Origin of the sequence: Aquimarina aggregata, assembly GCF_001632745.1 — a bacterium.
GTDB lineage: Bacteria > Bacteroidota > Bacteroidia > Flavobacteriales > Flavobacteriaceae > Aquimarina > Aquimarina aggregata.
Map to the genome: position 1 here is coordinate 15,551 of NZ_LQRT01000007.1, position 22,502 is coordinate 38,052.

29 protein-coding genes are annotated in these 22,502 nt (G+C 29.3%); all 29 read left to right on the top strand.

What is annotated here, in order from left to right:
- Positions 1-17: 17 nt before the first annotated feature.
- The 29 genes from AWE51_RS09705 (at position 18) to AWE51_RS09845 (ending at position 22,386) form a co-directional block, all read left to right on the top strand.
- Positions 18-800 (top strand): CPBP family intramembrane glutamic endopeptidase, encoded by a 783-nt coding sequence (locus tag AWE51_RS09705; RefSeq protein WP_066312800.1) that lies wholly within the window; start codon positions 18-20, stop codon positions 798-800.
- A 168-nt stretch (positions 801-968) separates the two neighbouring features.
- Positions 969-1,511 carry a toxin-antitoxin system YwqK family antitoxin gene (locus AWE51_RS09710; RefSeq protein WP_198403814.1) on the top strand — a complete coding sequence of 181 codons (543 nt, stop codon included), beginning with the start codon at positions 969-971 and terminating at the stop codon, positions 1,509-1,511.
- Between the two features lie 140 nt (positions 1,512-1,651).
- The gene (locus AWE51_RS09715) at positions 1,652-2,233 is read left to right on the top strand and encodes a Crp/Fnr family transcriptional regulator (RefSeq protein WP_066312802.1); all 582 of its coding nucleotides are present in this window, start codon (positions 1,652-1,654) and stop codon (positions 2,231-2,233) included.
- Between the two features lie 55 nt (positions 2,234-2,288).
- Positions 2,289-2,615, top strand: coding sequence for a hypothetical protein (locus AWE51_RS09720; protein WP_066312804.1), 327 nt, complete (start codon positions 2,289-2,291; stop codon positions 2,613-2,615).
- A 39-nt stretch (positions 2,616-2,654) separates the two neighbouring features.
- The gene (locus tag AWE51_RS09725) at positions 2,655-2,855 is read left to right on the top strand and encodes a DUF2867 domain-containing protein (protein WP_066312806.1); all 201 of its coding nucleotides are present in this window, start codon (positions 2,655-2,657) and stop codon (positions 2,853-2,855) included.
- Positions 2,846-3,148: a DUF2867 domain-containing protein gene (locus AWE51_RS09730; RefSeq protein ID WP_082832379.1), complete on the top strand. Its 303-nt coding sequence runs from the start codon at positions 2,846-2,848 to the stop codon at positions 3,146-3,148. The genes AWE51_RS09725 and AWE51_RS09730 overlap by 10 nt, the downstream gene beginning before the upstream one ends.
- A 10-nt stretch (positions 3,149-3,158) precedes the next feature.
- Complete coding sequence (locus AWE51_RS09735; RefSeq protein WP_066312810.1) at positions 3,159-3,551, top strand: hypothetical protein; 393 nt, start codon at positions 3,159-3,161, stop codon at positions 3,549-3,551.
- Between the two features lie 9 nt (positions 3,552-3,560).
- A complete protein-coding gene (locus AWE51_RS09740; RefSeq protein WP_066312812.1) occupies positions 3,561-4,142 on the top strand; it encodes an NAD(P)H-dependent oxidoreductase in 582 nt (193 codons plus the stop codon).
- A 160-nt stretch (positions 4,143-4,302) separates the two neighbouring features.
- Entirely contained in the window at positions 4,303-4,563 is a 261-nt protein-coding gene (locus AWE51_RS27215) for a DUF6463 family protein (RefSeq protein ID WP_394332232.1), read from the top strand.
- A gap of 222 nt (positions 4,564-4,785) precedes the next feature.
- Positions 4,786-5,466 carry an alpha/beta hydrolase gene (locus tag AWE51_RS09750; protein ID WP_066312817.1) on the top strand — a complete coding sequence of 227 codons (681 nt, stop codon included), beginning with the start codon at positions 4,786-4,788 and terminating at the stop codon, positions 5,464-5,466.
- Positions 5,442-5,831, top strand: coding sequence for a hypothetical protein (locus tag AWE51_RS09755; RefSeq protein WP_066312819.1), 390 nt, complete (start codon positions 5,442-5,444; stop codon positions 5,829-5,831). Before AWE51_RS09750 ends, AWE51_RS09755 begins: the two co-directional genes overlap by 25 nt.
- A 182-nt stretch (positions 5,832-6,013) precedes the next feature.
- Positions 6,014-6,436 carry a hypothetical protein gene (locus AWE51_RS09760; RefSeq protein WP_066312820.1) on the top strand — a complete coding sequence of 141 codons (423 nt, stop codon included), beginning with the start codon at positions 6,014-6,016 and terminating at the stop codon, positions 6,434-6,436.
- Positions 6,437-6,874: 438 nt separating this feature from the next.
- Positions 6,875-7,246: a hypothetical protein gene (locus AWE51_RS09765; RefSeq protein ID WP_066312823.1), complete on the top strand. Its 372-nt coding sequence runs from the start codon at positions 6,875-6,877 to the stop codon at positions 7,244-7,246.
- Positions 7,247-7,465: 219 nt separating this feature from the next.
- Positions 7,466-7,843: a DUF2200 domain-containing protein gene (locus tag AWE51_RS09770; protein WP_066312828.1), complete on the top strand. Its 378-nt coding sequence runs from the start codon at positions 7,466-7,468 to the stop codon at positions 7,841-7,843.
- A 92-nt stretch (positions 7,844-7,935) separates the two neighbouring features.
- Entirely contained in the window at positions 7,936-8,838 is a 903-nt protein-coding gene (locus AWE51_RS09775; protein ID WP_066312830.1) for a DUF6892 domain-containing protein, read from the top strand.
- Between the two features lie 213 nt (positions 8,839-9,051).
- Complete coding sequence (locus AWE51_RS09780) at positions 9,052-9,579, top strand: DUF4269 domain-containing protein (RefSeq protein WP_232517372.1); 528 nt, start codon at positions 9,052-9,054, stop codon at positions 9,577-9,579.
- A 56-nt stretch (positions 9,580-9,635) separates the two neighbouring features.
- Positions 9,636-10,226: a TetR/AcrR family transcriptional regulator gene (locus AWE51_RS09785; RefSeq protein WP_066312831.1), complete on the top strand. Its 591-nt coding sequence runs from the start codon at positions 9,636-9,638 to the stop codon at positions 10,224-10,226.
- A 49-nt stretch (positions 10,227-10,275) separates the two neighbouring features.
- On the top strand, positions 10,276-11,523 hold the full coding sequence (gene fabF, locus AWE51_RS09790; protein ID WP_198403815.1) for a beta-ketoacyl-ACP synthase II: 1,248 nt from the start codon (positions 10,276-10,278) through the stop codon (positions 11,521-11,523).
- 609 nt (positions 11,524-12,132) lie between these two features.
- Positions 12,133-12,921 (top strand): aspartyl/asparaginyl beta-hydroxylase domain-containing protein, encoded by a 789-nt coding sequence (locus tag AWE51_RS09795; protein WP_066312839.1) that lies wholly within the window; start codon positions 12,133-12,135, stop codon positions 12,919-12,921.
- A 36-nt stretch (positions 12,922-12,957) separates the two neighbouring features.
- Positions 12,958-13,560, top strand: a complete 603-nt coding sequence (locus AWE51_RS09800) for an NAD(P)H-dependent oxidoreductase (protein ID WP_066312841.1) — start codon at positions 12,958-12,960, stop codon at positions 13,558-13,560.
- 58 nt (positions 13,561-13,618) lie between these two features.
- Entirely contained in the window at positions 13,619-15,154 is a 1,536-nt protein-coding gene (locus AWE51_RS09805) for an HAD-IA family hydrolase (RefSeq protein WP_066312843.1), read from the top strand.
- A 353-nt stretch (positions 15,155-15,507) separates the two neighbouring features.
- Positions 15,508-15,816, top strand: coding sequence for a hypothetical protein (locus tag AWE51_RS26440; RefSeq protein ID WP_147405103.1), 309 nt, complete (start codon positions 15,508-15,510; stop codon positions 15,814-15,816).
- A 366-nt stretch (positions 15,817-16,182) separates the two neighbouring features.
- Entirely contained in the window at positions 16,183-17,556 is a 1,374-nt protein-coding gene (locus AWE51_RS09815) for a glycoside hydrolase family 30 protein (RefSeq protein WP_198403816.1), read from the top strand.
- 55 nt (positions 17,557-17,611) lie between these two features.
- Positions 17,612-18,292 carry an ASCH domain-containing protein gene (locus AWE51_RS09820; RefSeq protein WP_066312855.1) on the top strand — a complete coding sequence of 227 codons (681 nt, stop codon included), beginning with the start codon at positions 17,612-17,614 and terminating at the stop codon, positions 18,290-18,292.
- Positions 18,293-18,455: 163 nt separating this feature from the next.
- Positions 18,456-19,103, top strand: coding sequence for a hypothetical protein (locus tag AWE51_RS09825; protein WP_066312857.1), 648 nt, complete (start codon positions 18,456-18,458; stop codon positions 19,101-19,103).
- A gap of 182 nt (positions 19,104-19,285) precedes the next feature.
- Positions 19,286-20,029 (top strand): alpha/beta fold hydrolase, encoded by a 744-nt coding sequence (locus AWE51_RS09830; protein WP_066312860.1) that lies wholly within the window; start codon positions 19,286-19,288, stop codon positions 20,027-20,029.
- Positions 20,030-20,338: 309 nt separating this feature from the next.
- Positions 20,339-20,911 (top strand): hypothetical protein, encoded by a 573-nt coding sequence (locus tag AWE51_RS09835; RefSeq protein WP_066312867.1) that lies wholly within the window; start codon positions 20,339-20,341, stop codon positions 20,909-20,911.
- Between the two features lie 149 nt (positions 20,912-21,060).
- Positions 21,061-21,612 (top strand): nucleotidyltransferase family protein, encoded by a 552-nt coding sequence (locus AWE51_RS09840; RefSeq protein ID WP_066312870.1) that lies wholly within the window; start codon positions 21,061-21,063, stop codon positions 21,610-21,612.
- A 360-nt stretch (positions 21,613-21,972) separates the two neighbouring features.
- Complete coding sequence (locus AWE51_RS09845) at positions 21,973-22,386, top strand: hypothetical protein (protein ID WP_066312872.1); 414 nt, start codon at positions 21,973-21,975, stop codon at positions 22,384-22,386.
- Positions 22,387-22,502 lie beyond the last annotated feature (116 nt).

A 22,502-nucleotide genomic window follows, 5' to 3' on the forward strand; every position in this document is an offset into this window, starting at 1 on the left:
TAGAACCGAAATTTAAAATGAATAGATCAACCAAAGTCTTGCTAATTATAATCATATCATTTGGGACATATTTTGTTTTCGATGCTATTTTTTTCAGGGACATCAGAAAATGGCTCTTTGACCTAACAAATCAGCTCGGAATTAGTCAAATATTAACGTATTTGATAACTGGAATTCCGTTATTCTTAAGCACTTTACTGATTGGGAAAAGAACGGATTTTTTTCAAAATTTAGGACTTGACAAATCAATAATCAAAGGATTCCTATTTGCCATTGTCTGCATCTTACCGATGTATATTGGATTTAGTATGATCTTTGATTTTAATCTAAATGTAAAAATAAACACAATTTTGATTGGAGTTGTTTCTGCCGGATTTTTCGAAGAACTATATTTCCGAGGATTTTTATTTGGATTACCATTTAGAAAAACAAAACTCGGATTTATACTTTCCGTATTCTTCGGAGCTCTTTATTTTGGCTCATTGCATTTGTACCAAAGTTCTAATTTTAATGAATTAATGGGTATATTCTTGATAACATTCTTGGGAGGTATCCTGTTTGCATGGGTATACGCAGAATGGAATTACAATATTTGGGTTCCTATATTTCTGCATATGCTAATGAATTTAGCGTGGGAATTATTCTCTGTAAGTGAAAACGCACTTGGCGGAATTTATTCGAACGTTTTCCGACTTCTAACTATTGCTTTAGTAATTGTTCTTACTATACTCTACAAAAAAAGAAAAGGAATAAAACTCACTGTAAATAGAAAAACACTTTTACTTAAAAAAACGAACTAGGAATAACAGAAAAAAAAGCACTACTCACAACAATATGTATAATTCATTGCCTGTTCTGCGTTTACCCAGAAAATCGTACCGAATTTCCTCTTGTTAGTTTTCTTTTGCTAACTTAGTTCTTGTCAACGCAACTAGTCATAAAAGAACACGTTGTGCATAATTATGAAAATGATTCTTAAAACAATATTTCTGCCAATTATAAGCTTCACTTGTTTTAGTCAAAATAGTGGCAAGGAAAATTTGAACCTAACATTCATAAATCAGTGTACAAACGAAAAAGTAAATCCTGAATTTGAAATTCTAATGCCTGAATTATCGTCTAAATTTACTTATGAATACATAACTATTTTTAGAGAAATTGATGACTTGATTACTCAATACACAACCTCTATAAAAACAAAAACAGATACAATTTATATTCCTAAAATCCTCTTTGCGGTAGGAAACGAATTACATTCAAAACGTTTTAATTACTTGAATTGTGAAAAAGTTTGCAATGGAAAAGAAACCGATTTTTATAAAAATGGAAATAAGCGGACTGAAGGAACTTACAAAAATGGAAAACCAATCGAAATCAAAGATTATCGAACAAGTGGAACATTAAGAGCTCAATACTTTTATGAAAATCTGACTCTGAATTACAAGCGAATTGATTATTATGATGAAAATGAAGATTTAGAAGAATATCAAATTTACGAGAACAAAAAATGATAAAAGCAAAATATTTATATTTGGCTTAGTACCAATCCGAAACGTATCGCTTGTCACCTGCCCTACGTTTCCTCTACGAGACGTTGGCAAACCTTATAATCAACCTCTCTATTAAACCAAAAAACTGTAGTCAATAAAAAATGGATATTGAAAATATATTAAATAAAATTGGGCAAATTTATTCACCATTATCTAATGATTGTCAGCAAGAATTCATTGCTAAATTAAAACTTATTACTTATAGAAAAGGTGATACTGTCGTCCGAGAAGGACAATACTCTAAAAAAGCTTATTTAATTGTACAAGGTTGTGCCAGAGCTTATTATTTAAAAGACGGAAAAGACATTTCAGACTGGTTTACTTTTGAAAATCAGTTTATGGCTTCTATTGTAAGTTTTTTTAGCAGCCAACCCAGCCCACATTATGTAGAATTTGTAGAAGAATCAATTGTCATAGAGTTCTCAAAAGAAACGGTAGACTCACTTTCTAACAAATTCCACGATTTTGAACGATTTATTAGTAAAGTTGTTACAGAAACGATGTTAGGCCTTTGCGAAAGGCTACACACTATTCAATTTTCAAAAGCAGATGAAAGGTATAAGAACTTAATCGGTATTTATCCGGACATTACCCAAAGGATACCACTTACACACATTGCATCATATTTAGGAATTACACTTGAAACATTAAGCCGAATCCGCAACCCTAAAATTCGAATTTGATTTATATCAAATGATAAGTATTCCATTAAAATGACTTTTGTAAAAAGATTTAAAAATGGAAGAAAACAACAAACAACTAAAATCAATTTGGGGTGTCTGGTGGGAGCCTATTAGAAAATGGTTTTATCCAGCTTGGCTACTCTATGAAGTCTCAATTCGTTTTTACAATTATTCTATAGCCGTCCATCAATTTATAATGGAACAGCAAAACTATTTAGGGGAAATTATTATACAAATTTTAGCTGTATTTTTAAGTATTGTTACTTTCATCATTTGCTCCTTTTATTTGACAATCCCTACTTGTCTCACCTTATATAGATTCTTTACAAAAAACAATTTTGCAAGCAACACATTTGAACAGAAAATAAAAAAATACTTCTAACTTTTAATTATTCATCAAGCATCAAATAAACAAATAAGTATGAAAGTTATTTTAGAAAACATACCTATCAACAGTTTAATTAATACCATTTCAAAAAAGGTAGATTATTCAGACACTTATGCTACGACAAATCATTCAGATAGTTTAGACAAAATTACAAATAAGGTATTTGCTGACTTTCCAGATTGGGTTAAAACACTAATGAAACTAAGAAATGCAATTGCCAAAAAATTGAACTAAAAACCCAAAAACCATCAGATTATAGCACAGAATTCAAAATTGGAGGTAATATAGGTTTTTTTAAGATATACAAAATAATGACTGATGAAATTATTTTAGGTGCTGATGATAAACATCTCGATTTTAGAGTTAGTATTTACAATTCTCACGACCCCACTTATAATATTAAAGTTTCTACAATAGTTCAATACAATAAAAGTTTCGGTAAAGTCTATATGGTAATCGTCAAACCGTTTCATAAATTAATTATGAAACAAATAGTCAAAAGAGCCTACACCACAAAACAAATCTAATTCTAAAAATATGAATATTTATTTAATTACTTCTGGTATTCTTTGTCTCATTCTAGGGTTGTTACATTCTATACTCGGTGAATTGTTAATTTTTAGAACGAAAAAAAAAACTAATAAATTAGTGCCAACATTAGTCACTAATGGCCTAAAAGAAAGACATCTTAGAATTATTTGGGCTACTTGGCATTTAACATCATTTTTTGGTTGGTGTATCGGTACTTTACTTATAAAAATTGCCCTTGACCAAAATTTAGTGAGTAAAGAATTATTAAAATTCATAATTGCTTCAATTTCAATTTCAATGTTATGTTCATCTATTTTAGTTTTTATAGCAACAAAAGGAAAACACCCTGGGTGGATAATTTTATTGGGGATTAGTATTTTAACTTTTCTAGGAACTTAAAACAAACAAATGAACAAACGAATAGCATTAATAATAGGGCATCCAGACAAAGAAAGTTATAATTACGCTTTAGCAGAAGCCTATAAAAAAGGTGCAAAGACATCAGAATTTGAAATTCAAGAAATTGTTATACAAGATTTAGAATTTAATCCCAACCTTCAATATGGTTATAGGAAACGAACCGAACTTGAACCTGATTTATTAAAGGGTCAAGAAATATTGAAATGGGCAAACCATTTAGTTTGGATTTATCCAGTTTGGTGGGGTTCAGTACCTGCAATTATGAAAGGTTTTTTAGATAGAGTTCTTCTTCCTGGGTTTGCTTTTAACAAAAGGAAAAACTCAATATGGTGGGATAAACTTTTTATTGGCAAAACAGCTCGTATAATTTGCACTTTAGACCAACCTAGTTGGTATTACAAGTGGTTTTATGGAAATCCTAGTCATAAGGCAATGAAAAAATTAACAATGAACTTTGTTGGAGTAAAAAAAGTAAGAATTACAACCATAGGACCAATCAGACTATCCAAAGAAAAATTTAGAACAAAATGGTTGAAAAGAGTTCAAAAACTAGGTGAAACTGGTAGGTAATATAAAATAATTAACAGAAAATAATGAACGGAAAGATTTTAGTATTTTTTGGAATTACCCATACACTTTTAGGGATTTCACCTTTTGCTTTTGGTGAACAATTTGTAAAATTTGCAGACAATTTCTTTTTCAAAATTAGTGAGGGACTTTTTGAATTTCCATTACTGAATGGACAAATGAACTTCGAAAATTTTCAGCGTTTTGGTTTGTCTACTATGGTCTGTTGCTCATTCCTCTTGAAATTTTAGTCAATTATGTAGAAAAAATAAGAGGACAACTACCTGAAAAATTTATTTTGACTTACTTGATTATCATAGTAATCGGAGTTTATATGATACCCGTTTCTGGAATGACATTTTTAATGTTACCACATGCAATTTATATGTTATTTCAAAAAAATCAACTAAAAAGCAGAAGCTAAAAAATAAAGAAAATATGAAACACTAGAAAACATAGTTAAAATATGAATATCTAACCTTAAAAATAACGTTTACCAACAACAACGTATATAAAAAATAGTAGGATCAACACAGATCAATTGGTTTGCATTTTTTTTATTATTTTGCCTAGATATCGTAAAAAGTAGTAGATTATCATCTGCTACTTTTCATACACAAATTGTTGTGACTAATTATTCAAAAAATTGACAAAAAATATATATTATGTAAGCGGATTAGGAGCTGATGAAAGAGTTTTTAATTTCTTAAGAATTGATAATGTGATTGAAACGCATATCAAATGGTTAGACCCTTTAAAAAATGAGTCTTTAAGCTCTTATTCTCAAAGATTGATTCTACAAATTGATCTTTCTAAAGATGTAATACTTGTAGGAGTCTCATTTGGAGGGATTGTAGCACAAGAAATATCTAAACATATTGATATAGAAAAATTGATAATTATATCTAGTGTAAAAAGCTTCAAAGAGTATGGATTTGATCTCAAACTAGTAAGCTTTACAAAGATTTATAAAATAGTCCCTTCATTCATTCTCAAATGGTCAAATAAATTGACTGCTGATTATTTCTTTGGCGTTGAATCTAAAGAAGAATCGGAACTATTAAATAGAATAATCGATAGTACTGATGAGAAATTTATGGTCTGGGCTATTGACAAAATCATGAAATGGAAAAATTCTAGAGCTTCAAAACTTGATCTAACACATATTCAAGGGGATAGTGACAGAATTTTTAATAATCGTAAATTAAGAGGTGTAATTTGGGTTAAGAATGGAGGGCATTTCATGATAGTAAATAGAGCTAAAGAAATATCTAATATTATAAACTTACAATTAGCATATTTATGGGACACAAAAAAGTATGTTTAGAACGTCATAGAGCAGAAAATCTAGGATCTGATTTAAACAACTTAACTTTTGAATTGAAATTTATTGAACCCTATTGGAGTGCGAACCAAATGGAAGAGAAAAGTATTCAAATGTTAATGAACGAACTCAAACTTGAATTACCTAAAGATCATATGTTATGTAATGAAAACGCTAAACTAATTGCAAGAAAGACGAATAATGATGATATTGTATTGGAACTAGAAGATAAAAGAATTGCTGTTGTTCATCTAACTTGGAAATCGAAAAAAGAAATTGATGGTTACCCAATTACAAGAATCTACAAAAACAAAGCGGATTTTTGGAATAAAGAAATGAAACTGGATGTTCTAAATTTTAAAGAATAAAAAGCTGATAACATTATATACGAAATTAGAGCAAAGTTTAATGCTAGATCGAAAGGTCATTTCCTTTTTGCAATGGCGTTAGATTTTTATGAATTAAATAAGAAATAAAAAAGCGCAGATAAATGTATTGATTCTGGATTGTTTGCCTTACTCCGATTCATGTATTTGACGTTTTATACAATATGAGAAAACTAATACTTTATATAACATTATTTGCGACTATTTCAAGCTGTACACAGAAAGGTTATGAAAAAAATATTGCTAAGGATTACTACTTAAAAAAGATTGATTTTAACGGAATTCAGTTTGTTGGAAAAAAGACGGACTCAATACTTGAAAATGGAATTTGGGAAACTATTGTACCTGATTACGTTTTCGCTTATGGGAGTAATGAAAATATGATAATCGTAAAAACTCATCCAAATTATTACACTAACCAATGGAATGTAGACACAACGAAAACTGACTTTTATGTTATTGACTTAAATAAAGATGAAAAAAATATTTATGGTCCCCTCTTAGAATATCAATTTGAAGAAAAAATGTTTGATCTAAATGGAGATACCATTGAATTTAATCATTTTTTTTCCGAAATAAAAAAATAAAACAGTGTACAATACTATATATGTGATCATAAATAGCTAAATGATCAATCAAATGGTAAGTGTATTTTTGGTAAGACACAATGATTGCAAAAGTAAAAATTAGCAACCAATGCGCAGAAAAACCGAAAAGCAAGGTAATATTTTGCCCCGCTATGACACATATATTAAATGCTATCTCACATTAGAGAAGTATAAAGTTTGAAAATAATTTTTAAAATATTAATTCTAACATCCAAATGAATAGGATAATTTGCATTTGTTCCGAATGCAAAAGTGATTTCGTTACTGATAACCCTAAAATGAAAGTGTTATCCCACAAATGCGCTTATTAACTATATGATTATCAAAATTGTATGTGCGAATTTAAAAATAACAAGTACCCAGAAATATTATTGGAATTGAAAAATACTAGAATATTTAAAAAACAAACTACAATAAATGGATGAAAGAGCATTTAAAACATTAACTGATTTTTTAGAAAAAATACCAAGTATTCAAAAGCCAATTTCTTTTGGTGACACTGACGGATATTGGTGGTTAAAATTCTCTCTTGATATCAATCATAAACTAGCTTGGAATGTTGTGCAAGAATTAGGTTTTGTAATTAACTATATCTCAATCGATGAAAGATTACCTACTGTATTTTATCCTGTCTCTCCTCCTCCATATATGAATGGAGGACCAACTGATTTTTTATCATGGGTAATTGAAACTAAAAATACCGATTTTAAACCCGGTACTTTAATGAAATGGTTAGAAGGTAGATTACCAAACCCGGTTAATGATTTAGAGCAATGGAATGAAGAATAAAACACTACATCAATATGTAAACACAATGCTTTTAAGTACTTTGAACATAGGAAGTTTTGTATTTCTGATTTCGGAGTTATAATTTTTATTATTTTAACCGTAAAAATTTAGAACCAAAAAAAGTGTAACACCTCATTTATTTTTGAAAGTGACTGACTTTCTGCACCTACAGATGTTTACATTTAATGTTGGTACTCATCAATTCAAATTCAAGTAAAAATGAAAGTTACACCCGAAAAAAATGAAAAGGTTGCCAATATGATATTTGGATCAATTTACCCCCTTTACCTAAACAGATTGGAAAAAAATGGTAGAACAAAAGAAGAACTCAACCAAATAATTAAATGGTTTACAGGTTTTGATCAAGATGCTTTGCAAGCCCTTATAGATGAAAAAGCAACTTTTAGAACTTTTTTTGAAAAAGCTGAAATACATCCAAACGCGCACCTGATTAAAGGGGTCGTTTGTGGTTATCGAATTGAAGAGATAGAGGATGAATTTGAATTGTATAGACAATGTAGACGTATGGAAAAGCTAATTGATGAATTGGCAAGAGGTCGTAAAATGGATAAAATTTTACGTAAAGAAAAAAAGTGAAAATTGGTATTAACAAGCTATAAAATCTATGGCTACCCTGCGAAATTTTCAGCATCATATACTAACCCTTGTTACCAATAAGACAAAAAAATATGATTGAGTTAAGTTTATCTGAAGAAAAATTTAATATTAATGGTGTTGCTTTGAGTTTTCCAATAGAAATTGAATTTTTAAGCAAATTACTTTCTGTTACCAAAAGAACAAAAAAAGGAAAAAATAACACAATCTACACTTGGGATGATTTAGGAATCCTTGCTTATTCAAAAAATGGTAAAGTTGCAGAAAGTTTACTACTTGAATTAAAAAAAGAGGATTTTGATTTTAGTCCTAAACAGGTTTTCAAAGGAAAATTTTATTTTGATAATGAAGAACTCATTAGTTATTATAAAAATAATAAAGACAAAAGAATTAAGCTTTTTGACGGAGACTCATCTGGTGCACTAGTTCTTAATAGTATTAGTGTCTGGTTTGACTCTATTGATAACAACATTATAGCCATTGAAATAGCTGCTTTTAAAGGTTCGACAATTAAAGAAATACCTCGGGATAAGTATCTGATTAAGGAATTAAATGAAGAAACGATTGAATTTTCAGATTTTGGTTTTAAATTATCTATTATTCAGGAATTGATGTATAACAAAGAACTTCTTCAACCAAAATTTGACTTATTTGAATTTGTTATAGGGTATACCAAAAGAGAGATTGATCTTGAAAAGGAAGGTTACGAACCAATACCAGAGGTAACAAATTACTTTAAAAAACTTCCTATACCAAAAAAATTAGCAAGTGAAGTAACCGAAATATATCAAGATGGAGGAAACGATATTTATATGCAACTTTTGAGGTTTGCCGAGGGTTGGGAAGATTACTGGGACATAGAGAAAACTGAAGATACTAAGTATTTTCCGAACTTAAAAAAAGTGGTGTTATGTTATGCTAAAAAAAACGTATTTGAAGAATTTAATAATAAAGGAATTAAAGCTGAATGGTTGTAAAACTGGTCACAAAACTGTATCAAAACCTAGTATGAAGTAAAATCCATCGAAAAGACTGGGCTTATTTGTTATATCGACCAATACAAAATTTAGTATTTTAATGATTGACGATAAACACAAAATAGTGTATTTAGCGAATTAGTAAGCCGAAACTAAAGTGCTTATCACCTACCCTATATTTTTATATTAAATAATGTATACAATTAGAAGAAATTGACAATAGATTTTACGAATATTGCATATCTCAGGGCAGGAAATGATCGTCAGCAAAGAGCTTATGCAGAACTGATGAAGTTATCACTTTTTGAAAACCTCCAAGACTATAATCCCATATTAACAGGAACCATTCCCATTGGGATAGATCTTCCTAAAAGTGACTTAGATATCATTTGCGAAAGCTCAGATCATATTGGGTTTACTAAGACTCTTAAATCGTTATATTCTAATAAGGACAGTTTCGAAATACAAACGGGTAATTGGAATGAGCTAAAATCAACTATTGCTATATTTCAATCGGGTAAATTTAAGATTGAAATTTTTGGACAGGATTGCCCAACTGAAAATCAAGATGCATATAAACATATGATAATCGAGCATAAAATTCTGAACTCAGAAGATGATAGATTTAGAGCAGAAATAATACGACTGAAACAAGAAGGACTAAAGACAGAGCCTGCTTTTGCAAAATTATTGGGCTTGACTGGAAATCCTTATAAAGAACTATTGAAATTTGAAATATAAACACTAAAGGAAATAAAAAATTTGCTACATCATATACCGTAGAGTATATTTGTAGTATGATAAGGTCTGAAAAAACGAGACAATTAATAATTAAAAAAACAGCTTCTATATTCAATAAAAAAGGATATACCGGAACTTATTTATCTGATTTAACTAATGCTACTGGATTAACAAAAGGTAGTATCTATGGGAACTTTAAAGATAAAAACGAAGTTGCTCTTGAAGCTTTTAGATATAACTATAAATTCCAAACAGAACAAGTACTATCTAAAATTGAAAAAGAAAATAACTCTGCTAATAAATTACTTGCTTTTTTAAATCATTATAAAACAGAATTTAAGCCCATTTTTAATAATGGGGGCTGCGCCATATTAAATACGGCAGTAGATGCTGATAACGGTAATGATTTACTTAACAAAGAAGTAATAAAAACTATTCATAATTGGCATCAAAAAATCAACTTAATTCTAGCTGATGGTGTTAAAAACAATGAACTTAAAAATATAGATATCGAAACATTTTCGTACAGAATGATTTCCTTAATTGAGGGAAGCATTTTATTGGCAAAGACATTAAATAAACCCGAAATTTTAATAAATAATATAGACTTTTTAATAGAAGAAATACATCAAATAAAATTAGATTAAAAAAATTTAAACACACATATACCGTACGGTATATACAAATAATATAATTATGAAAAGAGTTGTAATAACAGGATTAGGAGCAATAACACCAATTGGAAAAAATGTAACCCACTATTGGAAAAATCTTTTAAATGGAATATCAGGAGCCAATAAGATATCGCGCTTTGATTCCACTAATTTTAAAACTCAATTTGCGTGTGAAATAAAAGAATATGATGTTTTAGACTATTTCGGTAGAAAGGAAGCCAGAAAACTGGATAGATATAGCCAATATGGATTAATATCAACAGAAGAAGCTATTAAAGATGCTAAATTAGAATTCTCTACATTAAACAGTAATAGAATAGGAGTTATTTTTTCAAGTGGAATTGGTGGTTTTGAAACTTTCGAAAACGAAGTTATTGAATACACAAAAAATGATTTCAACCCAAGATTTAATCCTTTTTTCATACCAAAAATAATAGCTAACGGTCTTTCTGGTATGATTTCTATTAAATATGGGCTTAGAGGTGTAAATTATACTCCTGTAACGGCTTGTGCTTCTTCAACACAAAGTATCATTCAAGCCTTTAACTATATAAGATTAGAAAAAGCTGACATAATAATTACCGGGGGTTCAGAAGCTCCAATAACCCAAGCTTCAATCGGTGGTTTTAATGCTATGAAAGCAATGTCTACAAATAACACCAACTATATTACTGCTTCAAAACCATTCGATACCAATAGAGATGGTTTTGTTGTTGGTGAAGGTGCTGGTACTTTAATTATAGAAAGTTTAGATTCGGCTTTAAAAAGAAATGCAAATATTTATGCAGAAATTATTGGAGGTGGAGAAACATCTGATGCTTATCATATAACTGGAACACACCCCGAGGGATTAGGTGCATATCTTGCTATGGAAAATGGAATAAAAGAAGCGAAAATTACTCCTAAAGATATCGACTATATTAATGCACACGCTACTTCTACAGGATTAGGAGATTTATCTGAAATAAAAGCCATTGAAAAACTCTTTCAATCCAATATTAATAACATACAAATTAGCGCTACTAAATCTATGACAGGACATTTATTGGGTGCAACAGGTGCTATCGAAGCAATAGCGACTTGTTTATCTGTAAATAAAGACTTAATACCCCCTACAATTAACACAACAAAAATAGATGAAAACATACCTAATGAATTGAATTTATCACTTGGAACAAAATCTTATAAAAAAATTAATTACGCTTTAAGTAATAGTTTTGGATTTGGAGGACATTGCTCTGCATTAATATTAAAAAAGTACGTTGGCTAACAATCCATAGAAAACATAAGACATTTTGTTTAACTCATAGTTAACTAAGCACTAATAAAGTTCAGTAAACATAAAGTTTTGGGGGTTATTAAAGAAAAAGGAAAGAGCAAAAATATTTATATTTAACAAATCTCTTAATAGCCATTCCTACACTAGAATTAACTCAGAAAATTTTAAATCAAATCGGAACTGAATTAAATGACAAAGATTGTTTTATTAAACTTAGTCATAAACTATAAATGTAGTACAACAATATATAAGCACTCATGGTTCACAAATAGAATGGTTATCGTGTTTTTCTTAAGACGTACTACTTGCAATTGAAAAGTTAATAACCAACGTCAAAAAAACCTTAAAACGAGCCTAAAATATAAATCTCTAAAGTACATACACTTAACGATTATGGTATGTTAAAACAAATTAAAAATTACATTATCTTAAACATAAAAATGTCAGTGATTTCTTAAATACACGACTAAAACTTCAATATAAAATCAAAGTACAAAAAAACTAACCTCTAACAGAAAATCAAAAAAAAATCATGAATCTTTATAAGGTTCTGATGATAACCAGCATCAAAAACAGCCATAAAATATAATAGAATTAATTATGAAGAATCAAGAAATAAAATTGGTAGATGGAGGCAAAAAGTCCTCAACCTTCAAGGACAGATTTGTATCAAAAATTATGAAATCTTACTTAGGCTTTGTAGATCGTATGATTATAAAAACTGTAAAGAACAAGGTGGGAGAAACAGATATTGCAAATTACAAAGAACTATATGCTTTAGAAAAGAATTGGACTACTATACGTAAGGAATTAGATTTACTATTGGACCAATTAGATACCGTTGTTTATTATGAAGATGTAGATAAGCGATATTCTAGAGAAACTGGTGATGAAAAAACTAAAAAGAAAGACTCTTGGAAAATAGAACAATTTTATCTCTATGGTCATCGCATAAAACGTGGCTTCAAGCGCTCTCCGGCTACCGGAAAACTACTTGAAAAAATTCCAGGAATACAAACTGCATTATTTTCAATATTACAACCAAAAGCTCATATCAAGGCACATCGGGGGGAATATGCAGGCTTATTACGTTGCCATTTAGGATTAAAAGTTGATTCTCCCGAAGAATGTAAAATAAGGGTGAATGATGATTTTTTCCATTGGAAAGAGGGTGAAATATTTATTTTCGATCATACAAATGAACATGAAGCTTGGAATAATTCTGAAAGTATACGAGTAATTTTAATATTTGATTTTGTTAGAAAATTACCTTTCCCTTTGTCTTTTCTAAATAAAATTGGACTAAAAATGTTGGGAAAATCTAATCATATTGAAAATGCCAAGAAAATTTTTGAACATGGACCAAATCAAGTTTTGAAATCTGTTTAATGCAAAATATAATCATTAAGAAAAAAATTACCCACAATGAAAAAAACAATACTGATTATTAATGCACATCAAAAATATGATGGAATATCAGAAGGTAAACTGAATAAAGCGTTTGTTGATACTGCAACAGCTTATCTAAAAGAAAACAAATTTAACGTTATTCATACGCATACAGAACAACCTTACTCTATTGACGATGAACTCCAGAAACTAGTAAAAGCAGATTTTATTATTTTTCAAAGTCCAATATATTGGTTTGGTGTACCATGGATAACAAAAAAATACTTTGATGAAGTATGGTCTGCAGGATACACTACCGTGACATGCTCTGGAGACGGACGAACTCGTGAAGATCCAAGTCGCCGCTATGGAACAGGTGGATTGATGAACGATAAATCTTATATGTTATCTCTGACATATGCATCACCTAAAATAGAATTTGACGATACTAATGGGTTTTATGACGGTAAAAGTATAGATGATGCTAATATTGGTACACATAAAATTTTTCAATTTTGCAGGCTTCAAATGTTACAGACATATGCTATATATAACGTTCACAAAGAAGAGAATCTAAACTTAGAAAAAGAATTAGAAATATTTCGAAAAACCTTGAAAGCAAATTTTTTATCAAACTAGAACTTATTTTCTTACGAATTACTCTTAAAACAAAATTTTCAAAATTTACACACAAAAAATGAAAGAATTAGAATTAAATCAAATTGATGATTTAAAAAATATTTTAACCAATTATGATAATATAATCTTTGATATTGGAGATGTTATTTTAAACTGGAATTCTAAAAATGAGACTCACGATTTAAGACAAATTATTAAGCACCCTATTTGGAAAGATTATGAAAAAGGTATCTTAAAAAAAGAAAATGCATTTACACTTTTAAGTAGTGAAATAAACATCCCATATATCACGCTCGAAAGACTTGTTAACAAAGGTATGAAAAGTGTTACGGTCAATCAACCAATGGTGAGACTGTTAAAAGAACTTAAGCAATTAAACAAGAAATTAATTTGTCTTACAAATATGGATAAAAATTCTTTTTTTTATCTATTCTCTGAGTTTGATTTTTGGCAGTACTTTGAATTTGTTTATGTCTCATCACTTTTATCTATGAGCAAACCAAACATTAGGGTTTTTCAATATGTAATTGACAATGCTCATCTAGATCCTAATAAAACCATTTTTTTAGATGATAAAACATCCAACCTCGAAATAGCAAGAAAATTAGGAATACATACTTTTAATGTAAAAAATTACGATTATCAATTAAATAAAGTCAATATTTCAACCGATTTGTCAACGAGTTCTGAACTATTAAATTTATTAGAAAGAAAGAAAAAAGGAAATGCTTATCTACATGGGCATTTACTACAATCTCCATTTTGTAAAAGTTACATTTCAAAAGATATAGAGTTAACAAAAGGAAAAGAATTCTCTAAAGAAATTTTTTCGACAATAGTTATTCTACATACGAATTCTTCATTACCCAAAGAAATTGTTGAAGCTATGACGCATGAAATTAATGCACATAACCAGAATAATTTTCGTTGGTGTTTTTATAAAGAAGAAGCGAGACCAGAAAATTTTCCAGATGATTTAGACACAACATCAATGATTCTATCGTTTCTATTGAAAAACCAGAAAGTAACAAAGAAAATGATATTGCCAGTAGTACATGAAATGCTTTCTAATCGTAACGAAGAGGGAATTATACAAGTGTATTTTGATAAAAATAGACCTAGGATAGATGCAGCGGTTGCTGTTAATGTATTATATCTTATGTATCAAATTGGTTATGCTAATGAAGAAGATTTAAAAGCTACAAAAAATTATATTTATGATTTTTTAATACATCAAGAATATTTAAAAGGAACGAGATATTACCCCTCTCCAGATGTCTTTCTTTTTTTTCTGTCCCGGTTAGTATCAGATTTCCCTGATCAATTTAAAAGTTTGACTAGTGAATTAAAAAGTAATTTAATTTCTCGTATCGATGCTACTGTGCATCCACTTGATCGTGCACTGCGAGTTATTTCTTTAAAGAAGTTCGGAATTATAAATCGATTAGATTTCATAAAACTCTTAGAAACTCAATTACACGATGGAGGATGGCCTATGAATGGGCTTTTTATCGCGGCTAAATCTAAAGAATACTTCGGGAGTAGAGAGTTAACGTCCTCATTTGCGATGGAAGCAATAGAAACAATGTTATAAAAGAGAATGATCAAAAAAATATATTACTAATGTATGCCATAAAGTACATGAAATAATTTAGTTCATGTGATATCTAAGTAAAAGTAGTTTGCAATACAATTTCAAATCATTTTTCATCTAAATAAAGTATATTGTAATCAGAAAAATAGTTGCCATAATTATATAAAGTTGTTAGTCAATATAAAATGGAGAAACGAAAATTAATCTCATCTGGAATAAAAACTAAAAAATATTTTTGGTCATGGTTTGTTTTATTTTTCTTTTATATTTTTTCTAAAGTCGCAAATTTTAACGATTTCTGGTTCTTCCTGGGATTGACACTATCAATGTTTTTTTTTGTATTATGTTTAATCTTGAAAAAAGTAGAATACACTAGTGACTTTGTATATTTTAACGGTAAAAAAACAAAATTTAGTGATATTAAAAATTTAAAAGTTTTCGAATTTAACAGAAATACGTATTACCTATTCATAACCAAATCTGACAGTTTGTTTTCTAAATACAACTTTACTCAATTAGGATTAGGTAAAAAGGTTAATTTTTTCGCTCTAATGAAAATGTTATATTCTAAAACTTTAGAAGCTGAACTACCACTTGCTGAGTTTTTTGGATTATTGAAAGAAAAATCTGAAATAAAAAAAGTACAATTATTTGAGGAATAAATAACTTTCTCATACTTTATAGGTAGTTATAACTCATTAAGCAACAGATCAACTATTCTTCATTTTTCTAAAAGCGCAATGCTTGTCCAGAGAAGAGTTAGCGATTACTGTAAAAAACGAGGTAACATTTTCCACTGCTCTGTCATAAATGCATTAAACATACTAAAATTAAAAAAACGATATTGCTTATACAAGCTATTAAACTTTTGATGTTAAAAACTAAATAAAGACATAAACGAAAAACAACTTGCTATAACCCCAAAAATAATTACTTGTTTTCTCCCCTACTTGCCCTATATTTAATGTTTAATGACATATACATAGTGTATGCAATGAAACATGATAAAATCAATAAGTTCAAAAAGTATGAATATTAAAAAAACAGTTGCCTTAACTGTATATTTAATGCTATGTAATTATTTAATAGCACAGGTAAATATTTTTTCATCCAATAAAGAATATCAGTGGAAAACGGAAACACTAGAATGGAGTAATACCAAAAAACAGATAGAAGCTGATATAATTGTAAACGAAGAAAATACGTACCAAACGATAGATGGATGGGGAGGCTGTTTTAATGAACGCGGGTGGAAAGCCTTACAATATTTAACAGGTGAAAAGCAAAAAGAGATAATGACCAAGCTTTTTTCAGATAATGGCTGTGCATTTTCATATTGCAGAATGCCCATTGGAGCAAGTGATTATGCCTTAGATTACTATTCTTTAAATGATACACATGGTGATTATAAAATGAATCATTTCTCAATTGACAGAGATCGTAAATACTTATTTCCATATATTAAAGCTGCCATACAAATTAATCCTGAACTTAAAGTCTGGGGATCTCCATGGACTCCTCCTGCTTGGATGAAAGAGAATAATAGCTATAACAAAGGCTTAATTAAAATGGATCCCCAGATCCTAGAAGCTTATGCATTGTATTTTCAAAAGTACGTTGAAGCTTATAGAAATGAAGGAGTTAATATTGTAGCAGTGCATCCTCAAAATGAACCATTACACTTACCAGCTTTCCCGTCATGTGGATGGAGTGGGCAAAACTTAAAGACATTTATAAAAGATTACTTGGGGCCCCGTTTTAAGAAACATGTGCCAAATTGCGAAATTTGGTTAGGAACCATAAATGGTAATAAAGAAACAGATGAGTTTTCAGAATATATACAACCAATTTTTGGTGATCCTGAAGTGGCAAAATACATAACAGGAGCAGGATTTCAGTGGGATGGTGATTCTGCCGTTGAACGTACTAATAAAGAATTTCCTAATAAGAAAATAATGCAAACCGAAACCAAATGCGGTTGGGGAACAAACGATTGGAAATACGCTTTCGAAACCTATAATCAAATGGTTTGGTATCTTGAAAGAAATGCATCCTATTATTTACAATGGAATATGGTACTTAATGAAACCGGTATGAGCTCTTGGGGGTGGAAACAAAATACGATGATTACTGTTGATACTTTTAATAAAACATATCAAATAAATCCTCAATATTGGGCAGTAAGGCATTTTACTCAGTTTGTTAAGCCCCAAGCTAAAAGGGTTTCATGCAAAACTAAAGATGGTATTCAGTCCCTGGCTTTTAAAAATCCGAATGGAAATATTGTTTTAATACTTTCAAATCAAAGCAATAAAGAACAAAACGTAACAATACAAGTTAAAAAGAAGTGTGTAAATTTAAAACTTCTTTCTGGTACAATTTACTCAGCTTTAATAAAATAGCATTTCAAAAAACTAAGTATACCACATTCAGAACATTAGTTATAATGATAAAAAAATGAAATTAATATCAATTATCTTATTAGTAATTTTTCTTTTTTCTTGTAAACAAGACAAAAAATCCGAAGCCGAGATTCAAATGGAAACAGCAGCACAGGCAGAATCTGAAAACAAAACTGACAAATCAGTTTACGAAATGTGGAACAACTATGTAGAAGCAAATCCTAATTTTAAAGATGAAAAAATTCCTGAATCTGATTTTTTTCATAATAATAGAGAAGATGCTATGCGACTAGCAGAATTAACATTAAATGGAAAAAAGAAAGCTTTTTCCGGATTACTTAGTTTATATAAACAGTATAATGTTGATGTACCAAAAGTCGGAACAAAACAAATTGTAACGGATTTTGACGGAAAAGCAAAAGCGATAATAGAAAATATAAGCGTAGATACAATTCCTTTCAATAAAATTTCTGAAGATTATGCCGAATTAGATATGGGAACGAATATCGAATCGCTTAAAAAATGGAAAAAGGCACATTGGGATTTTTTTGAAAGCTTTTTAAAAGAAAACGGAAGTAAATCAACCGATGATATGCTAATTGTTTGCGTAAGATTTGAAACAATATGGCCGCAAAAAACACTAATAACCACTAGGACAATAAACAAGTCGGTAAATACTACATTCAAAAATAGAGTATGTTCATCAAGTCCATCATTTTTTCTGTTTTGTAATTAAAAAAGAAAATAATTTCCAACACAACGTTTAACGTATTAGAACTGCATTTTCGATTAGAATTTATCGCAATTTTACTACCTTAGTGACTCATCAAAATCTTTCTTTAGAAAATTCTGAAACAAACAAGACAAAAGCCTATCGGTAGTAATTAAAACTTTAGAATATGGAAATGCAAAAAATTAGTGCCCTTGTTACAATTATTATGATTTCTATCAATTCTTTTTGTCAACAAGAGATAAGTTTACCTAGCAAATTGGAAAACAATCAAATAAAAGCTATAAATCGTTCGATATCATTATTCGGTGATCAACAAGATGCTGTAGAAATGAATGCAAAGAACGGAAGTGGAATTGGGATAATTAAAGATGTAGAATTTGAGAAAGGAATTATCGAAATAGAATTTTTAGGTGAAAATAATCCAGGTAAAAGCTTTATCGGAATAGCTTTTAATATTCAAGATGATAAAACTTATGAAGCAATATATTTCAGGCCCTTCAACTTTGTTGCAAAAGAGCAAATAAGAAAAGAACATATGGTTCAATACATTTATCACCCTGAATTTACTTGGAAAAAACTTAGAAAAGAGAAAACCGGAGAATTTGAGAATGAAATTAAAATGCCACCAAACCCTGATGATTGGTTCAAAGCTATAATTCATATAGACGAAAAAAAAGTTAAAGTTTTTATCAATGATGTGCCTCAACCTATTTTGATCGTTGATAGATTAACTTCAACAATATCAAAGAAAATAGGAATTTGGACAGGTTTCGGTTCCTCTGGACGATTCAGAAACTTGACTTTAAAAGAATAATTAACCACCAAAAACATAGCTAATAACAACTACAATACTATATCATAATAACAGATAAATGATTACGTATAGATTTTTACATATTTACGTAAAAAAGACTATCATGAAAAATTACATACTGCCATAGATTTATAAATAATTTAGTAACATTTTGCTTTGCTATTATAAACATATGTAACGTTATGCTTACTGTCAAAAATAAATCGATTAAAGAGGAATTAGGGATACTATTTATTCATGGTGCAGGATTGGGAAAATATATTTGGAATGACCTTGTAGCCAACTTAAATTATTCATCCATTTCAATCGAATTTCCCAATAGAAATTCAAAGGACAGAACAAATTCTTTTTTGAGTTTAGAAGATTATGTTTCAAAAGCAATTTCTGATATTGAAAATTATGAAAAACAGAAAATTATTATTATTACTCACTCTATTGGAGGAATTATTGGATTGAGAATTGCAGAACATCTAAAAGACAAGGCCATTGGCTTTATTGCTATTGGTTCGGCAATCCCAAAAAATGGAAAATCATTCGTTTCCTGTCTTCCATTTCCTCAAAAAATAATAATTCCATTACTAATGAGATTGGCTGGTACTAAACCTCCAAAATCAGCAATTGAAAAAGGATTATGTAATGATTTAACACAAGATCAAACAAAAAAAATCATACAGAAATTCACTGCTGAATCAAGAAATCTATACACTCAAAATTCTAATACCAAAATTCCTAGTATAAAGAAGTTATATATAAAACTAACCAACGATAAAGAACTTTCTATATCAGTCCAAAAAAGAATGGCAAAAAACCTGAATTGCGAAAATATTGTAGCACTTGAAAGTGGTCATTTACCAATGTTAAGCGTTCCCAAAAAACTAACTGAAATTTTAAACAAATTTATTGATAAATGTCTCACTCAAGATTGAAAACCCCAAGAAGAACGATGCTTCTAAAAAACTAAATTTGGTTATCTTTTTTAGTCCCCTCCTACCTTTAAAACAATAACATCCCAAAAAAAAACTCATTATGATAAAGACTCTCTTTTTATATAAAACCATTGTAATACCATATATCCAATCATAACGGTTCTAGGTATAGGTAGATTTAATTAAATCTGTTCAAAAAAGAAAATTAGTAGCCAAAATGCAGAAAAATAGAATAGTTTAGTAACATTTTGCTTTCCTCCTACACCAATATATTAAACGTTTAAGGAAATTAAGCAAAACTACACACCAATGCGTAAAATTATAATTCTATCATTTTTTTTGATAATTGGATTTATATCCTGCAAAACTTCTGAAAATAAAGTTGATAAACTTGAGATTGCAAAACGATATTATAAGGCTCTTGACAATTCTGATGGTACAGCTATGAAAATTTTACTGACTGATAGTCTTATGACCAAAGAGATGGATTATGATTACGAACAGACATTTTCGCAAAATGAATACATTAATAAATGGTTGAAATGGGATTCAGTATTTGATCCTACATACAAAATCCTTGAAATTAAACAAGAAAACGAGGTTGTTGTTGCAAAAGTTTCAAAAATAGATAAAAGAATACGTTTTCTTCATGAAGGCCCAACCGTTTGGAGTGCAGTAATCCGATTTAATGTTGATAAAATAAGTAGTATCGAAAGGAAGAACGTGACTTTTAATGAAAATACTTGGGGGGAAAACAGAACTAAATTATTAACCTGGATAGAAAAAAATCACCCTGAATTAAACGGTTTTTTATATGACCAAACAAAGAGTGGCGGAATAAAGTACTTAAAAGCCATTGAACTCTTTAAAAACAAAAAATAACGAATCACAAAATCATATAAAAACAAGGCTATTTTTATACCTTTAATAAAGTTATGTCTATTTGTGAAATCATCAAATTTTCAATTTAACACTTAGAAAAAAACTAGTTATAACCTTAGATATCAACAACAAGTATAATTGATTTAAAAATGACTAAACAATATGAAACTGAGTTTATAAAAATCATCGAAAATGATATCTGGATGATGGATATTTTGAGTGTTGTTAGAGATTTACAATTAAAGGATTGTTGGGTTGGAGCTGGTTTTGTTAGAAATAAAATTTGGGACGAAAAACACAAAATAAGTAGAACAAAACTTAATGACATTGATGTAATATACTTTGACACATCGAATTCGACCAAAGCGTTTGATATAAAAATTGAAAATAAATTAAAAAGTGCTAACTCAAATCTAAATTGGTCTGTTAAAAATCAATCAAGAATGCATCTAAGAAATAGACACAAACCTTATGCTAATTGTAATGAAGCTATTTCTTTTTGGCCGGAAACGGCAACTGCAATAGCGGTAAGACTAAATTTTAAAAACCAAATCGAATATATAGCACCTTATGGATTAGAAGATTTGTTTAGTCTTTTAGTACGACCAACACCAAAATTTGATTTAACTATGTATACGTCCAGAATTGAAAAGAAAAGATGGAAAGAGAAATGGACCAAATTAAAAATAGTGATAAACTAAACGATATATAAGTCTGCGTGTATTAAACTGAAAATGATATCTTATTTTTTGTACAACTTGCAAAATATTAATCATTCTACTTTTGTCATAGATTTTGATTTTTATAGTACAAAACACGTGGATAGATAAATTGATTCAAACATTATTCAATTCTGTACACAAGACTGTTATCATATAAAAACAAACCTGATGGAATCTATATTTCGAACATGGAAAACGAGCAGAGAACTTTATCTTGAATATTTTGATAAATATACTTTAGCACAGCTAAATGAAATTCCAGATGGATTTAGTAATAACCTTATTTGATATATTGGATATAAAACGTTTCGGTAAAATAAAGTAATATAAAAAAAAACTATGGCAACATCTTGCGCACCTGCTCCTATCAACAAAAAAGAATATATTTCTGATATCGGAAAAGTATTAGTCAAAGAACATGGAAAAAAACAATTTTACGAACCCGAAGAAGTAAAAAAAGCTCATAGAAAAAGTAAATGGTACGATGGACTTGATTTTTCTTGCTGGGCAATGAGCACTTATTCTTCTCATTCTGATTTTGACAGATATCATCAAGAAACAGGAGAAATTTGTGATTATACTCAAATGAAAACAGAAATGCTAAACGGATTATCTGTTTCTCCAAATAGTGATTGGATGGATATCCCTGATTTGGATATTGATACTTCTTGGTTAGACTTTGGAGATGTTTTTGATGGAGTACTTGATGGGATTGGGGATGTCATTAGTGGGATACTTGATGGATTATCATAAAACTGCCTCTAAAACTATATTTAGTTTTTTCAATGAAAAAAAGTTGGATGTCAACTACAATAAAAACAAGATTATAGCTTTCCATTTTTTTTCTAAACTCCTTTTTTAACAACACA